The organism is Hydrogenispora ethanolica (assembly GCF_004340685.1).
Taxonomy (GTDB): domain Bacteria; phylum Bacillota; class UBA4882; order UBA8346; family UBA8346; genus Hydrogenispora; species Hydrogenispora ethanolica.
Genome location: NZ_SLUN01000004.1, coordinates 1 through 14,744, shown reverse-complemented (window position 1 = coordinate 14,744; position 14,744 = coordinate 1). Strand labels below are relative to the sequence as shown.

Below are 14,744 nucleotides of genomic sequence, written 5' to 3'. Positions count from 1 at the left end.
TCGTTTCAATCCTTACGGAACTCCGCCACCAGGCAATCCACCATCTCGCGCACCCCGCTGTTGGCGGCGGTGGCGTGAACGGTCAGGCCCGCTGCCCGGGCATATTCGGCGGTGACCGGGCCGATGCAGATGATCTTCACTCCCGCCAGCCATTGGAGCTGCCCCTCGATATTGCCGAGCAAGCCCCGGACGGTCGATGGGCTGGTGAAGGTGATCGCATCCAGCCGGCGCTGCTTCAGTTGCTCCCGGAGCCATTCGGCATGGCGGGTATCCGGCTCGACCCGGTAAACGGGGAGTTCGGCCACTGCCGCGCCGCTCTGGCGGAGCGCCGCCGCCAGCTCCGGCGGAGCGTCGGCCACCCGGGCCAACAGAACCGACTGCCCCGATACGTGGGAGGACAGCGTCTTCCCAAGCTCGGCGGCTGTATAAACCGGCGGCATCTGATCGGCCACGATCCCCCGTTCGCGCAATGCCGCCCCGGTGGTCCGGCCGATGACCGCAAATTTCAGCCAGTACAGCGCCCGCGCGTCCAAACCGGCCTGATACAATTGGTTGAAAAAATGCTCCACGCCGTTGCGGCTGGTAAAAACCAGCCAGTCGGCGCAGTTCAGCCGGTCCCGCAAAAAGTCCGGGTCCACCGGCAACGGCCCCTCGATCCGGATGGTCGGAAAGGCCAGCGGCTCGCCGCCCTGCGCCCGGATTGCCTCGGCCAGCTCGGCCGCCTGCCCTTGGGGGCGGGTGACCAGGATCCGCCGGCCCCGCAGCGGCTGCGCGGCGGAGCGCCATTCCAGACGGTCGGCCAGTCCGACCACTGCTCCGACGATGAAAACGGCCGGCGGCTTCACGCCGGCGCCGGTGGCCACGTCGGCAATCTCCCCCAGCCGGCCGCGGATCGCCCGCTGCCGGAGCGTGGTGCCGTTTTCGATCACCGCCGCCGGGGTCTCCGGGCTCAAACCGTTGGCCAGCAACCGTCCGGCAATCCAGCGCAGATTGGCGACGCCCATCAGGGTCACCACCGTCTCGCCGGACCGGCCCACCTGCGCCCAGTCGATCTGCCCTTCATGTTTGGCGTCGGTTTCATGGCCGGTTAAAACGGTAACCCCGCCGGCCAGCCCCCGGTGAGTGACGGGTATCCCGGCATAGGCCGGCACCGCCAAGGCGGATGACACCCCGGGAACCACCACGAAGGGGATGCCGGCGGCCGCCAGGGCCAGGGCCTCCTCGCCGCCCCGGCCGAAAAGGAACGGATCACCGCCTTTCAACCGGACCACGCGTTTCCCGGCCCGGCCCAGCCTGACCAGCAACCGGTCGATCTCCGCCTGGGTGACCCGGTGGTTGCCGGACTCCTTGCCGACATCGATCCATTCCGCCTCCGGCGGCGCGTAATCCAGCAGCTCGGGCGCAAGCAGCCGGTCGTACACCACCACTTCGGCCTGTTCCAGGCATTGCCGGCCGCGCAGCGTCAATAGGCCGGGATCTCCGGGTCCGGCGCCCACCAGATAAACGAGGCCCTTTCTCTCTTCCGCTAACACCAGTCCACGATTCCTTTCTCCAAAAACCATTCCGCCAGCGCCGCGCCAAGTTCTTCCGGCGCGGCGTCGCTCCCGTTCATATGGTGGCGCAGCAGGCGGGTCCCGGCGCTGTCAGCCACCATGCCGCGCATGGCCAGCCGGCCGTCCGGCCCGGACTCGGCAAAAGCGCCGATGGGCAAGCGGCAGCCGCCGCCCAGCCGTTTCAGAAACTGCCGTTCCGCCCGGGCCGCCAGTTCGGCGGCCCGGTCATTGAGCGCTCCGTACAGCCGGGATTGAAGCGAAAAATCCGCCCGGACCTGGACCGCGATGATTCCTTGGCCCGCCGCGGGCAAACACTCATCCAGGCTATAAATCCGGCCCACCCGTTCCTCCGCCCCCAGCCGCTTGATCCCGGCCAACGCCAGCACCAGGGCGTCGTATTCACCCTGATCCATCTTGCGGATCCGGGTATCGATATTGCCCCGGATCTCCCGGTACTGATAGGCCGGGTACAAGGTTTGCAACTGCACTACCCGCCGCAGGCTGGAGGTGCCGATGACCGCTCCGGGCCTCAGCACCGGGTCGCTCCCCCGGGCCGTCAGCAAGGCTTCGCGGGGATCCTCGCGCCGCAGATAAGCGGCAAGTTGCAGTCCCGGCGCCAGATCCACCGGCAGGTCCTTCAGGCTGTGAACCGCCAGATCGATCTCCCCGGCTAGCAAGGCCCGTTCGATCTCCCGCACGAACAGCCCTACCCCGGCGGTGCCCCGCAAGGAAAGATGCTGTTTGCGGTCGCCTTCGGTGAGAATGGTCTTGATGGTTATCTCAAAACCCGCCTGTTGCAACCGTTCGGCCGCCAATCGGGTCTGAATCAGCGCCAGCCGGCTGCCCCGGGTTCCGATAGTCAAATATGGTTTCAATACTCGATTCCTTTTCTGGCCCCAATGCCTTTTTGATAGGGATGCTTGATGAGCCGCATTTCCGTGACTAAGTCGGCCAGTTCCAAAACGGCCTCCGGCATGTTTCTGCCGGTGAGCACCAGCTCCAGACCGGCCGGTTTCTCCCGCAGCACTTCCAGGACGGATTCCGGCGGCAATAGCTTTTTATTCAACGCATGACTGAATTCGTCGATTACGATCAGATCATAGGCTCCGGAACGGATCGCCCGGCGGATCTCCTCCCAGCCGGCCTCGGCCTGCGCGATCTCCTCCGGCGTGGCTTCCCGTTTAAAGATGAACTGTCCGCTGCCCAGCGGCTGAAACGGCAGCGGCGGGTTCAGCGCCGCCAGGGCGGACTGCTCGCCGGTACCGTCCGCCGCCTTCAACAGCTGAAAAATGATGACCCGGAGTCCCCGGCCGTGGGCCCGGACCGCCTGCCCGACGGCGGCGGTGGTCTTTCCCTTGCCGTCGCCGGTGTAAACTTGAATGATTCCCTTTTCCATCCGCTATCACCTGCCGCCTCTGCTTTAATTTATAATGTTATAAAGTTAAATCCGCAAGAAACTACGTAAACATGATAGGGAGTCGGTCTAGCCTTCCTCCTCTCTCTTGCTCTCCCCGAATCGGGGAGAGTAACCACCATTCTCCGCAGCCCAAGGGCTTTTGGGCCCCGGAGCCCGGTGGTTTCCCTGCCCGATTCGGGAAGCCAGAGCCAGGATGGCTTAAGCTTGCGGCGTCCAAGGACGGACATCAGCCGCAAAGGGCCGAGGGTTAGGACCATAGCCATCCATGACTTTCCTTCAATCCCTTCCGTGAGTGAGCGGAACTAACTTGATAATCATTATGATTGGCATTCCGCCGCAATGCGCACCCAGCGCTCCGCCATTCCCGGATTGGAGCCAAAATGGAGATGGACATAAGACGCCAACAGATTGCCGCGCCGGAAACCCAGCCGCTCGCCGCGGGCCGACCGGTAGGCGTCGGCCTGCTCTGCGCCGCCGCAGATCCGGGTATAGTGAAATTCGTGGCCGCGCGCCGTCTCGCCCTGGACCAGGAGAATGTTGTCCGCGGCCGCGCTGACTTCGATATAGCCGAGCGCCGCCAGTCTGGCGCCCAGCTCGATCTCCAAATCCAGCACGCCCAGCATCGGGAAGCTTTGCTCTCCGACCCGGAGCGAGCGGGCCAGATAGAGCAAGCCGCCGCATTCGGCGTAAACGGGTTTGTCCCGGGCTATCAATTCTTTTATCTGCCCCAGCAGTCCCTGATTGGCGGCCAGTTCCGCCACGAACAGCTCCGGGTAGCCGCCTCCGAGATACAGGCCGTCCAGTCCGACGGGAAGCGTCGCGTCGCTCAGGGGTGAGAACGGCACCAGCTCCGCGCCGGCCCGCCGCAGCAGGCGCCAGTTTTCCTGATAATAAAAGCCGAACGCCCGATCGCGGGCCACGCCGATCCGCACCCGCCGGGTGAGCGGAGTGACTGGGGGCAGATCCGGGGGCGAATCCAACGAGGGTTGCGCGAATGCCGCGATCAGCCGGTCCACTGCGACGGTTTTCTCAAACCACTCCGCCAATCCCGCCAGCCGTTCCGCCAATTGGGAATCCTCGTAATACGGAACCAGGCCGAGATGCCGCTCCGCCAGGCAGAACTCCCTCTCCTTGGGCAGGTAGCCCAATACCGGTATCGCGGTCGTCGCCGCCAGCGCCTGGGTCAGGAGCTCAAAATGTTTAGCGCTGCCCACCCGGTTCAGGATGATTCCGGCAAAGCGCAACCGGGGATCGAATTCGGTGAAACCTTTGACCAGGGCGGCGACGCTCCGGGCCATGCTGCGGGCATCGACCACCAGAACCACCGGCAAGTTTAGCAGTTTGGCGATCTCCGCCGTAGAGCTTTCGTCCGTCACCGGGCTGGCCCCGTCGAACAAACCCATGACGCCTTCGATGACCGCCAAATCCGCCCCGCCGGTGGCCGTTTGGTAGATTCTCCGCACTCCGCCGGCTCCGGTCATCCAACTGTCGAGATTTTCGCCCTCCCGGTCCGTGAGCGCCTGATAAAAAGAGGGGTCGATAAAGTCCGGGCCGACCTTGAAACCCTGGACCGCCAGGCCGCGCCGGGACAATGCCGCCAGGATCCCCAACATCACGGTGGTCTTCCCGGCGCCGCTATGGGTGCCCGCAACGACCAGGCCGGGAATCATCGCTGTTCCTCCGCCAAGGCGCATAGCGCATTCAGAATGGCCGCCGCTACCGTGCTGCCGCCGCGGGGACCGACGGTGCGAATATAGGGCACGCCGCTCTGGCTGAGGAGCTGTTTGGACTCGGCGGCCCCTACAAATCCCACCGGAGTGCCGATGACCAGAGACGGCCGGCAGACGCCCTCCCCGATCATGGCGCAGAGTTCAAACAAGGCGGTCGGCGCATTGCCAATGACGACGATGCCCCGCTCCAGGCCCTGGCAGAGACTGCGGATGGCCGTAATCGCCCGGGTGCGGCCGCTCGCTTCGGCCGCGGCGCTGATCTCGGGATCATCGATGGAACACTCCACCGCGCAGCCGAAACGCTCCGCTTTGCGGCCGATGCCCGCCTGCACCATCCGCACATCGGCGATGATGGGCGCTCCGGCCCGCAAGGCTTCGATTCCCGCGGTTGTCGCGGCGGGGTGGAACTCCACCAGCCTGCCGATTTCGGGATCGGCGGTGGTATGGACCACCCGTCGAATCACCGCCCACTCGGCCGGGCTGTAATGAGCGGAACCCAAAAGCGTCTCGATATGTTCAAAGCTTTCCGCCGTGATCTCCCGGGGGTTGGCGTGATAGCCCGCCCTGCGCAAGGCGGCGTCGATCCGGTCGCTAAGCGCGGCCGCGATCAAGCGGTTCGGCCCCAAATGCTCCCCGGTTTCAATGGTCAATTCGGGGAATTTGGCGCGCGCCTCTTTCAAGAGCTCCGGGATGTCCTGCTGGATATGGTTGCCCGCGAACAGAAAGACCGGTATCATAATTAAATGCCGGAATCCGGCGGCATAGACCTCGGCCACGGTGGGCAGCCACTCCGGGGCGTGCAACTGCAGATATGCCGAGAAAATCCGGCAATCGGGCCGCAGCCTCCGGACCCTATCCGCCAAGGCTTCAAACTCGAAATGGGCCGCTTGATTCCGGCTGCCGTGTCCCAACAATACGATCGCTGTTTTCATGAGATAACTCCAATCCTTTTACCATGCCCAATAGTTTCTCAATGCTCTCGACCGTTACGGCGGGGGACCCCTCCGCAAGGGTTGGCCGGTCAATCAATAAGACTTTGCAGGCCGACTCCAGGGCGGCCGCCAGCTTTACGTCGGTCCCGCCGGCCTGCCCGCTCTCCTTGGTCACCAGCCAAGCCGCTCGCGTCTGTTTCAAGATGGCGCCCAGCAGTTCCGGGGTTCCCGGGCCGTGAAAGGCGTAGATCTGCTCCGGCCGCAGGCCGCAGGCGCGGCAAATTTCCATGCTTTCGGCCGTGGGATAGACTTTGGCCCAGACCGGCCGCGCAGCGCCGTCCCAGAGTCCCCGAAAGCGCCCCAGATTCTTCACGCCGATGGTGAAAAGGACTCCGCCTTCCGAATCGCGCAATACTTGGAAGGCTTCCTGGTAATCGGGAACCCGGATGATCGCCGGATGATCGGGAATCTCAGTCCGGGGCCGCTGAAAACGCCAGTAAGCGACCGACTGTTCCCGGGCTATTTTTTGGCTAAGCGCCTGGATCTGGACGGCATAGGGATGGGTGGCGTCGATGATCAATTCGACGTGCCGTTCCCGCAGTAACGCTTCCAGGGTCTCCGGCTCCAACCGGCCGACCCGGCGCGGGGTCCCCTCCTCCAAAAACAACTCGCCCAGCCCGCTCGCTACCGAAAGCAGACAGGAACGGCCCGCTTGCTGCAGCGCCCGGGCAATCTCCCGCCCCTCGGAAGTTCCGCCCAGTACCAGAATCATAGCCGGTAACCCCGGGGCGTGATCATTCGGCCATTCCAAACCGCGGTCGCCCGGTTCCCCACAATCAGCGTGGTCGCCATATCGACCGGATGATCCAAAAAGTGCTGCAAGTCGCTGACCAGCACCGTTTCATCATCCCGGAAGGCATTGCGAACGATCCCCACCGGGGTGGTCCCGGGCAGGATGGTCAATAATTCCGCTCGGACTTCGCCGATCTGTCGAACCCGCCCCTGGCTGCTGGGATTATAGAATACCAGTACCAAATCGGCTTCAGCCGCCAAACGGATCCGTTTCATGATGGTCGACCAAGGCGTCAAGCGGTCGCTGAGACTGATCAGCGCTACATCCTGCATTAACGGCGCGCCTAAGCGGCTGGCGGCGGCAGTGGCCGCGGTGATGCCCGGCTCAATCCGCACATCCAATCCGCTCCTGGCGGCAACCTCCAGTACTGGGCCGGCCATGCCGAAGACCCCGGGGTCGCCGCCGCTGATCATCACCACGTTCCGTCCCGAACGGGCCGCATCCACCGCCATTTGCGCCCTGGCCACCTCGGTGGTCATCGGGTAGGCCAGGCTCTCCTTGCCCTGTAACAATGCGGCGATCTGCTTCAAATACGTCTGATAGCCGATGACCAGATCGGCTGCCTCAATGCAAGCCAGAGCCGCCGGAGTCATCCTGTCGACGGCTCCCGGCCCGATCCCCACCACTGTTAATGACCCGGCAGGAGCGCCACTGCCAGCGTGATCTGTCCCAGATTGTCCTTGGTCCCGATTAACCGGCCGTTTCCCGCTCCCAATATTGCCGCTGGTTCGCATACTCCGCCAACTCCCACCGTATCTTCGACGAAATCCGAGTGTTGCAGGCCGGTCATCACCGTTTGCAACTTCGCTTCACTAAAAGTAACCAAAGGCACCTTGAATTCCTGGCAGGCCTCGACGATCCCCGGTTCCTGGGCTTTCAGGTCGATGGTGGCAATGGTTTTGATGCTGCCGGTCGCCCAATGGCGTTCCCGGAAGTAACGGCGGATCGCGCCGATGATCTTGACTCCCGGCACTCCCTTGCAACACCCGATCCCCACCACGAGACAGGCGGGGCGTAACGCCAAAACCGCCGTGCCCGACGGCAAACTCGGATACTCTTGATATCCGGCGATGATCAAAAACTTCTCCCGGGCCGATAAAGTCAGGTCGGGGCCATTCACTACCCGGACGTGCTCCGGCCATTGCTCGGGAAGGCCCCAGCGGTCCCATAGGACCAAGGGATCGCCATTCACAATGGCTCCGGCGAACTCGGTCAGCCGGTAAGAATTTTCGATCCCCAAATGAAGCCGCTTGGCCAGGAGATCCAGGCTCGGGAGCTTATTGAGATCGGAAGCGGTCGTGATCACCGCCGTCCCGCCGGTAAGGCCGGCAATCTCCTCGGCCAGTCGATTCGCTCCGCCCAGGTGGCCCGATAAGAGGCTGATCACGAAGCGGCCCTCCTCATCCAGGACGATGACGGCCGGGTCGGTCCGTTTGTCCCGCAATACCGGCGCGACGCTCCGGACGGCAACCCCGGAAGCCATGATCAGGATCAGGGCGGAATACTTCACGAACGCTTCTTGAACCACTTGGCTGACGGATGTCAAGTAACCCCGGGGATCCATGGGACTCTCCAAGAAACGGAGCGGCACCAGAACTCTGGCCGGCAACTGCGCGGCAAGATCCAATGCCAGCTGGCTCCCTTTTTTGGTGACGGCGATGACGATTCTATCCGTCCTGTCGGCTCCGACGATATTCATGGCTAAACTCTCCATCATATAATTTCGAACGGGTTCCCTCCCGTTCCAGGCAAGGGCCGACGATCACCAGGGCCGTCTTTTGAATCCCCGCCGCCTTCACTTTGGCCCCGATATCCGCCAGGCTGCCGCGGATGATCCGTTGCTCCGGCCAGGAAGCCTTTTCGACCACGGCCACAGCGGTAGCGGGCGGCAAAACGCTGGCTAACTCGGCGGCAACTTGCTCGATTTGCTGGATGCTCAAAAAAATACAAATGCTGCTCCGGTGGCGCGCCAATTCGGCCAGCCGTTCCCGGTCGGGAACCGGAGTGGCCCCGGCCATCCGGGTAATGATCACGGTCTGAGTGGCTTCGGGAACCGTGTACTCCAGTTGCAGCGCGGCGGCAGCCGCCAGAAAGGAGCTGACCCCGGGGATGAGCTCATAAGGGATTCCCGCTTCATCCAACCGGCGCATCTGCTCCCCGATGGCGCCGTACAACGAGGGATCGCCGCTATGCAGGCGGACCACCCGTTGCCCCCGCTCCCAACCCTCCCGGATGGCGACGATGATCTCTTCCAGCGTCATGGCGGCGCTGTCCAGCCATTCCGCTTCCGGTTTGGCAATCCGCCGGAGCGCCGGATTGACCAGGGATCCGGCCCAGATGATCCGGTCGGCCTCAGCCAATAAGCGCTGGGCTTTCACGGTCAACAGCTCGGGATCCCCGGGGCCGGCTCCGACGATATAGACTGGGTATACTGGTTTCATGGCTTCCCCTTGGTATGTAAGATGATGATCGAGAAATAATCCAACGGCGGGAGGGTCCGGCCCGGTCCTAAAGGCGTGACGGCCTCCCCCGCCATGCCGCAACGGCTGACCAGAACTCCCTCCCCCGCCGGGCAACTGGCGAAGAACAGCTCGCACAAGCCGGCCCCATCGGCACCCGGCTTGTAAATCACGAGCGTCTCGAATTCCCGGCAGTACCACTGAAATTGAAGCGGATCGGTCGTCCCGGTCAAAAGCAGCAGACGGTCACTGCCCTCGGTCAGATACACGTTGCAACGGGCGGCGACGGCGCTGAATCCCGTGATTCCGGGGATGGTCCGGATTACCACCGCCGGGTCGGCGCTGCGGATCTCGCGGTATAAATAGAGATAACTGCCGTATAACAACGGGTCGCCGAGGGTGACGAAGGCCACGTCGGTCCGGGAAAGGCTCGCCAGGATTCGCCCGGCCCCTTCCCGCCAGGCCGTTTCCAGGGCCTCCCGCTCCCGGGTCATCGGCATTTCCAAATATTCCAGCGGCGCGTCGGGAAGATGATGGCGGACGATCGCTCCCGCCAGGCTTTGACCGCCGTGGTTCCCGGGAGCGTAAATCCTTCCCGCCCGTTTGAGAACAGCCAATCCCTTGATGGATAACAGCTCCGGGTCGCCGGGGCCCAATCCCACTCCGTAAAAGACTCCCATCAATTTTCCTTTCCGAGGGTCGCCGTTATGACATGAATCGCATGCCACGGCTCGAACAAATGATACCCGTTTAACTTTTGCAGCTGCGCAATTTGGAACGCCAGGACTTCCATATCGCAAAAGGGCAGCCCCGCGAGCCGCTCGACGGCGAGCTGCAGCGTCTCCAGGGTTACGGCGGTCATCACCAGCAATCCGCCGGGCTTCAACTTGTCGGCCGTGGCGTCCAGGATCGCCGCCAGGCGCCGGCCGCCGCCCCCGATAAAGACCCGGTCCAGCCGGGGCAGGGATTGCAACGCCTCCGGCGCGGCGCCCTGAATCACGGTGATCCGCCCGGCGGCGAAGCGCCGCATATTCTCCCGGATCAACGCCACCCGCTCGGGCAGCGGTTCAATGGCAAAGACCTGCCCCGCGCCCAACCAGCGGCTGGCTTCGATCGCCACCGAGCCGGTCCCCGAACCGATATCCGCCAGCTGCTGCGTTTTTTCCAAACGCAGTTTGCTGATGACCACCGCGCGTATTTCAGCCCGGGTCAACGGGCTGTCGTCTTTCTGAAAGAACCGATCCGGGATGCCCGGGGTCTCATAGGGCCAATTCTGCATCTGCCACGATCACCACGCTATAAGGATGATTGGGATCCCCGTCCTGGTAGGCGCCGGCCGTACCCTGCCAGGTTGCTTCTTCCGCCGTGCCCAGGCGGCTGCCGACGAAGACCCTTCGCTTCGGAAAATGGGCGGCGACGGCGGCGATAATGGCCGCCGGAGGGCGGCGCTCGTCGGTAAGCAGGCAGACTTGGCGGTTATGGCGAAGCTCCGTCAGGAAGTCGACGCCGTCGCGACCATGCAGGCTTAAGAATTTACAATCATACCAGCTCTGTCCTAGACGGGCGAAGGCCAGTTGCATGGAACTGATGCCGGGAACGACGGCCATCCGCTGTCCCGGAAACTCCCGTCTCAACCAGTCGAGGATGCTGTAAAAACCGGGATCGCCGCTGACCAGAAAGGCCACCCGCTCCGCCAGCCACCCGCTCAGCCGCTGTTGCAGAGCGTCCAGATCGGCGTCGATGACCAGTCCGGTTTGGGCCGGTCCCAAGTATTTTTGCAGCAGCGGCTGGCTGCCGCAGACGAACCTGGCGCTCCGCAGCGCGTCGCGGGCCGCGGCGGTCACATAGTCCGGTCCGCCGGGACCCATTCCGATTACGACCCAGTTGGCGTCCATCGTCGCTCCCTCATGATTCGTTCGGCGTTCCGGTCGCTGCCCCGGATCACGCCGTTCCGGTCCAATAAGACCGTGCCGACGGCCGGTATTCCGTACCGTTCGCCCGCCTTGCGGCTGGCCCGTTCGGCCGCGGCGTCCAACACCGGGCGATCCAGGCCCGCGGCGGTCAACTGCTGGACCGCTTCCTCCGTCGTGTTGGCGGAGTCGATCCGCCGCAATAGTTCCGGAGCGGCGCCCAGCAGGGCGCTGATGGCAATCAGCGTCTCCAGCCGGGCGTCGGCGACCCGGTTGTGGGTTTTAAAGACTCCGGCGGCCACTTTCAGCAGCTTTCCGTAATGCCCCCAGAGGATCACTTGCCTGAAGCCGGCTTTTTGACTCTGCTCCAGCATGAAGCCGATAAAATTACTGGTCTCGGCGATCTGTTCCTCCGGGATTCCCCGCTGCAGCGCCCAATTCAGCCCCTGCCGGCCGGGGGTTAAGAGCGCGGTATCGTGGCCGGCGGCGGCGATCACGTTCAGCTGCGGGACCAAGGAATCTCGCCAGGCTTCCTCGGAGACCGGCTTCACGATTCCGGTGGTTCCCAAGATCGAGATCCCTCCTACAATTCCCAGCCTCGGATTGAGCGTGCGCGGGGCGACCTCGGCGCCGCGCGGGACAATAATGGTGATCTCCAGGCCCTGCCGGATCGGGGTTTCGTCCACCGCCTGCAGGATCATCCGCCGGGGTACCGGATTGATGGCCGGCTCGCCGGGGGGAACCGGCAGCCCGGGTTTGGTCACCCGGCCCACGCCGGCTCCGCCGTTGAGAACGACCGCCGTCCCGGGAAGCCGCCGGATCTCCGCCCGGATGAGCAGCCCATGGGTGACATCGGGATCGTCGCCGGCATCCTTGACGATCTCTCCGTAATAGGCGCCGGGATCGCTATCGACCCTGCCGCAACTTTGGACCGGAATCTCAAGCTTCCCTCCCTGAAGCAGGCTGACCTCCACCGTGTGGTTTTCCTCCCCGGCCATGCAAAGCAAGGCCGCTTTGACCGCTGCTGCGGCGGCGGTCCCGGTGGTAAAGCCCTGGCGCAACCCGTTCATGGCTTTGGAGCGTCCCGTTCCAGATTGAGATCCTCCAATTCCGGGCCAAACAAGGATTCCAGCTCCAGCCGGAGCTTTCGCGCGATGGCCGGGTTCTTGCCCGACGTCGAAATGGCCACCAATAAATCACCGCGCCGGATGATCGCCGGGAAGATGAAGTCCGAGTCCGCCGCATCCGCCGCGGAACTCACCCACAGGTTGCGCCGCCGGGCTTCGCCCACGATCCGGCGGTTGACATCCGGGTCATCGGTGGCTGCAATGACCAGGGCGGCTCCGGCCAAATGCTCCGGCCTAAAGCACTCCGCCCGCCATTGGATCCTTTGCGCCGCCGCGAGCGGTCCCAATTCCGGGGCCAGCTTGGGAGCGACCACCGTAATGACGGCATTGGCCTCCAGCAACCGCTGGATTTTGCGGGTCGCCACCTTGCCGCCGCCGACGATCAGGACCGGCTTGGCTTTGAGGGAGACGACCACTGGAAAGAAATGATTCTGCAGGGGCACCGCCGGCCGCAAGGCTTCATTCTTGGCGTTGGCAATCGAAAGGTACACCAGTTTGCGTAATTGTTGCGCCCAGGCCCGCTCCAGCTCTTGTTGCAACCGTTCGTCTTCCACCCGCCGCAATAAGGTTTCCAGGGAAAGTTGTCCGGCTTCGATGATCTGCCGGCTGCGTTCGGCGATATCCAACTCCTGCTCGCGCTGGTAAAGCGCGAGCACGGTCTCGGACACGGCCGCCGCGATGATCAGCTCGGCCCGGGGCAGCTCCGACTGCCGGCGCTCCATATTCCGGGCGGCCAGCTGTTTCAGATCGTTCAGCCCGTAATAGGCCAACCCCGGATATTCCAGAGACGGCGGTGCGATGACCGGCGGGGACGAGAGCTCGATCAACAGTCTCGGACCGCTCAAGCCGGCCAATTGCGCTCCTGAAATTAAAATGCGCCCCGCTCCCGACACTCCGATTACCACCTGGAAGTCCTCCAGACAACGGGGCAATTCGGATGGCGGACTCCAACCGCCGTCGAAATGCCGCGCCAACTCGGCGGCCCGCTCCGGATTCCGGCCGGCAATGAAGTGAGGCTGGATCCGGTTGACGGCAAGGATCTCCGCGATTCCCCGGGCCAGGTTGCCGGTGCCGATGAGCAGGGCCCGTCCCGGCGGCGATTCCGCATGAGCGCGGATTATCTGCCAGACCAAACCGGGGTAGCTGAGATTGCCGCTGGCGATCGCTGTCTGTTGCCGGACTTTTTTGCCGGCCGCCAGGGCATTGCGGAAAACCAGATCGAGCATGGGGCCAACCCGGCCTTCCCGCCGGGCCTCGCGGAAGCATTCCTTCACTTGCGCCGCGATCTCGTGCTCGCCGATGAGGGGCGATTCCAGCCCGGCGGTCACCCGCATCAGGTGCTCGACGGCAGCCGGGCCAAAACGGATCCGGAATTGCTCCGCCAGGGATTCCCCGCCCTTACAGGCCTGCAGCAACCGTTCCCGCAATGTTGGCGGCAAGTCCGCACCCGGCGCATACCCGAAGCACTCCCAACGGTGGCAGGTCTGCAGGATGGCGGCTTCGGCGCCGGGCAGATCGCCCAGGACCCGTGCCACGGCTGAAGCTGCCTCCCCACTGTGGAGATACGCCCATAGCGCTTGTTGATTCCGATCGCAGCCGACTTGGAAAAGCATTCTTGCTCCAAAAAAACCCTGCCAATGGCAGGGTGAATTTAACAGACGTAAACTTGACCCCAATCCGCGAAGGCCGGTGTAAATCTCTCTGGCAGGTCTCCTGACTGCCGTTTCGACGGAGAGTACGCCTTCCCTTGCGGTGGCAATGTATCTCCTCTGCGGCTACAGTGGCGGGTCCGTGGACTTGAGGGGTTCCCTTGTCGCTTCCCTATTATCCCGAAGGCACCAGAGAATCTATGTATAAATTGATCAGGATATTCGCTTTTATTCTGCCATCTCCTCTTTATTTTATCGAAGTTGAATCAAATTTCGAATAAGCAGCATGGTCCCTAAAGCCGACCCTGATGGAAAATTTAAGGGATTGAATCGCGTAGACGGCAAAAATCCGGATCATATGCCGCAATTTCCGCCCAAAATAGAAACTCCGGGACGCATCTCCCGGAGTTAAGGGCCCACCCAGTGCGAAGGAGTTCTGGTGATTCTACCACTTTTTGCAACAACTGGCCTGGCTCAAAGAATTGACTTTCGGGAAAACATCCACTTTGGTGATGACATCCAGTTGAGTCCATTCGGATACTTTCACGAGCACATGAGCGATGACTTTCACATCTACCCTGGCCTCATCGTCGCATTTGCAGGATGGTTTCAAGATAAAATCGGTATCAATATCCAGTACATGATTTTGAACCTCGGTGAACGGGGTCTTCTTAATACCCGGAATTTCCACGGTCAGCGTGAAGGGGGAATCCTCCTGGAAGTCACGCACGACGCCATCGGGATCAACATACAGGATCTGGATGTGAACCGTTCCCTGTTTCACGACTTTGCCAAAGAAAACATGATCCTCGAAATTTTTTAAATCAGCATCAATATTGATAATTTTAATCGCATTGAGCGAAACCGTATTTTGGAATACCAGCTGTCCGACAGCCTCACCGACCACTTTCAGGACTTTGATCCGCTCGGTCGTTGCCCGCACCTGCTGATGATCGCCCAGGGAAGAGTAGCAAAAACAGCTCATTTGGTAATCCTCCTTTGATGGTCCTTTACAATATACCTGAATCCGTGATTTAAGTTTACGGAAACGACCTAAATCCCCAAGAATTGCAAAGAATCAAGAGGGGAAACCATAAAACCCCAAAAGAAGGGA

15 protein-coding genes and 1 riboswitch are annotated in these 14,744 nt (G+C 62.4%); all 15 genes read right to left on the bottom strand.

What is annotated here, in order from left to right; all coding sequences use genetic code 11:
* Positions 1 to 5 precede the first annotated feature (5 nt).
* Positions 6 to 1,532 carry a uroporphyrinogen-III C-methyltransferase gene (gene cobA / locus EDC14_RS04530; protein ID WP_165907791.1) on the bottom strand — a complete coding sequence of 509 codons (1,527 nt, stop codon included), beginning with the start codon at positions 1,530 to 1,532 and terminating at the stop codon, positions 6 to 8.
* On the bottom strand, positions 1,526 to 2,428 hold the full coding sequence (gene hemC / locus EDC14_RS04525) for a hydroxymethylbilane synthase (RefSeq protein WP_132013027.1): 903 nt from the start codon (positions 2,426 to 2,428) through the stop codon (positions 1,526 to 1,528). The genes cobA and hemC overlap by 7 nt, the downstream gene beginning before the upstream one ends.
* Positions 2,425 to 2,949: a cob(I)yrinic acid a,c-diamide adenosyltransferase gene (cobO, locus tag EDC14_RS04520; protein WP_132013025.1), complete on the bottom strand. Its 525-nt coding sequence runs from the start codon at positions 2,947 to 2,949 to the stop codon at positions 2,425 to 2,427. The genes hemC and cobO overlap by 4 nt, the downstream gene beginning before the upstream one ends.
* Before the next feature lie 338 nt (positions 2,950 to 3,287).
* Positions 3,288 to 4,640: a cobyrinic acid a,c-diamide synthase CobB gene (locus EDC14_RS04515; RefSeq protein WP_132013023.1), complete on the bottom strand. Its 1,353-nt coding sequence runs from the start codon at positions 4,638 to 4,640 to the stop codon at positions 3,288 to 3,290.
* Positions 4,637 to 5,632: a precorrin-8X methylmutase gene (locus EDC14_RS04510; protein WP_132013021.1), complete on the bottom strand. Its 996-nt coding sequence runs from the start codon at positions 5,630 to 5,632 to the stop codon at positions 4,637 to 4,639. Before EDC14_RS04510 ends, EDC14_RS04515 begins: the two co-directional genes overlap by 4 nt.
* Positions 5,568 to 6,404, bottom strand: coding sequence for a precorrin-6A reductase (gene cobK, locus EDC14_RS04505; RefSeq protein ID WP_132013020.1), 837 nt, complete (start codon positions 6,402 to 6,404; stop codon positions 5,568 to 5,570). The genes EDC14_RS04510 and cobK overlap by 65 nt, the downstream gene beginning before the upstream one ends.
* Complete coding sequence (gene cobJ, locus EDC14_RS04500; RefSeq protein WP_243662811.1) at positions 6,401 to 7,078, bottom strand: precorrin-3B C(17)-methyltransferase; 678 nt, start codon at positions 7,076 to 7,078, stop codon at positions 6,401 to 6,403. The genes cobK and cobJ overlap by 4 nt, the downstream gene beginning before the upstream one ends.
* A 35-nt stretch (positions 7,079 to 7,113) precedes the next feature.
* A complete protein-coding gene (locus EDC14_RS04495; protein ID WP_165907790.1) occupies positions 7,114 to 8,184 on the bottom strand; it encodes a cobalt-precorrin 5A hydrolase in 1,071 nt (356 codons plus the stop codon).
* The gene (gene cobM, locus EDC14_RS04490) at positions 8,153 to 8,926 is read right to left on the bottom strand and encodes a precorrin-4 C(11)-methyltransferase (protein ID WP_132013014.1); all 774 of its coding nucleotides are present in this window, start codon (positions 8,924 to 8,926) and stop codon (positions 8,153 to 8,155) included. The genes EDC14_RS04495 and cobM overlap by 32 nt, the downstream gene beginning before the upstream one ends.
* Positions 8,923 to 9,624: a precorrin-2 C(20)-methyltransferase gene (gene cobI / locus EDC14_RS04485; protein WP_132013012.1), complete on the bottom strand. Its 702-nt coding sequence runs from the start codon at positions 9,622 to 9,624 to the stop codon at positions 8,923 to 8,925. Before cobI ends, cobM begins: the two co-directional genes overlap by 4 nt.
* Positions 9,624 to 10,223 carry a precorrin-6Y C5,15-methyltransferase (decarboxylating) subunit CbiT gene (gene cbiT, locus EDC14_RS04480; protein ID WP_132013011.1) on the bottom strand — a complete coding sequence of 200 codons (600 nt, stop codon included), beginning with the start codon at positions 10,221 to 10,223 and terminating at the stop codon, positions 9,624 to 9,626. Before cbiT ends, cobI begins: the two co-directional genes overlap by 1 nt.
* On the bottom strand, positions 10,204 to 10,839 hold the full coding sequence (gene cbiE, locus EDC14_RS04475; protein ID WP_132013010.1) for a precorrin-6y C5,15-methyltransferase (decarboxylating) subunit CbiE: 636 nt from the start codon (positions 10,837 to 10,839) through the stop codon (positions 10,204 to 10,206). The genes cbiT and cbiE overlap by 20 nt, the downstream gene beginning before the upstream one ends.
* Positions 10,818 to 11,924, bottom strand: coding sequence for a cobalt-precorrin-5B (C(1))-methyltransferase CbiD (cbiD, locus tag EDC14_RS04470; RefSeq protein WP_132013008.1), 1,107 nt, complete (start codon positions 11,922 to 11,924; stop codon positions 10,818 to 10,820). Before cbiD ends, cbiE begins: the two co-directional genes overlap by 22 nt.
* Complete coding sequence (locus EDC14_RS04465; protein WP_165907789.1) at positions 11,921 to 13,516, bottom strand: NAD(P)-dependent oxidoreductase; 1,596 nt, start codon at positions 13,514 to 13,516, stop codon at positions 11,921 to 11,923. The genes cbiD and EDC14_RS04465 overlap by 4 nt, the downstream gene beginning before the upstream one ends.
* A 151-nt stretch (positions 13,517 to 13,667) precedes the next feature.
* Positions 13,668 to 13,839, bottom strand: a riboswitch (cobalamin riboswitch).
* Positions 13,840 to 14,075: 236 nt separating this feature from the next.
* Positions 14,076 to 14,615, bottom strand: a complete 540-nt coding sequence (locus EDC14_RS04460; RefSeq protein ID WP_132013004.1) for a DUF3794 domain-containing protein — start codon at positions 14,613 to 14,615, stop codon at positions 14,076 to 14,078.
* Between the last annotated feature and the right edge of the window lie 129 nt (positions 14,616 to 14,744).

Bases quoted from the DNA above. Each gene is read 5' to 3' on its own strand.
- EDC14_RS04510 (WP_132013021.1), bottom strand. From the start codon at position 5,632: ATGAAAACAGCGATCGTATTGTTGGGACACGGCAGCCGGAATCAAGCG.
- EDC14_RS04495 (WP_165907790.1), bottom strand. From the start codon at position 8,184: ATGAATATCGTCGGAGCCGACAGGACGGATAGAATCGTCATCGCCGTC.
- cbiD (WP_132013008.1), bottom strand. From the start codon at position 11,924: ATGAACGGGTTGCGCCAGGGCTTTACCACCGGGACCGCCGCCGCAGCA.
- cobI (WP_132013012.1), bottom strand. From the start codon at position 9,624: ATGGGAGTCTTTTACGGAGTGGGATTGGGCCCCGGCGACCCGGAGCTG.
- cobO (WP_132013025.1), bottom strand. From the start codon at position 2,949: ATGGAAAAGGGAATCATTCAAGTTTACACCGGCGACGGCAAGGGAAAG.
- EDC14_RS04515 (WP_132013023.1), bottom strand. From the start codon at position 4,640: ATGATTCCCGGCCTGGTCGTTGCGGGCACCCATAGCGGCGCCGGGAAG.
- cobJ (WP_243662811.1), bottom strand. From the start codon at position 7,078: ATGACTCCGGCGGCTCTGGCTTGCATTGAGGCAGCCGATCTGGTCATC.
- cbiT (WP_132013011.1), bottom strand. From the start codon at position 10,223: ATGCAGAATTGGCCCTATGAGACCCCGGGCATCCCGGATCGGTTCTTT.
- cobK (WP_132013020.1), bottom strand. From the start codon at position 6,404: ATGATTCTGGTACTGGGCGGAACTTCCGAGGGGCGGGAGATTGCCCGG.
- cobM (WP_132013014.1), bottom strand. From the start codon at position 8,926: ATGAAACCAGTATACCCAGTCTATATCGTCGGAGCCGGCCCCGGGGAT.
- cbiE (WP_132013010.1), bottom strand. From the start codon at position 10,839: ATGGACGCCAACTGGGTCGTAATCGGAATGGGTCCCGGCGGACCGGAC.
- EDC14_RS04460 (WP_132013004.1), bottom strand. From the start codon at position 14,615: ATGAGCTGTTTTTGCTACTCTTCCCTGGGCGATCATCAGCAGGTGCGG.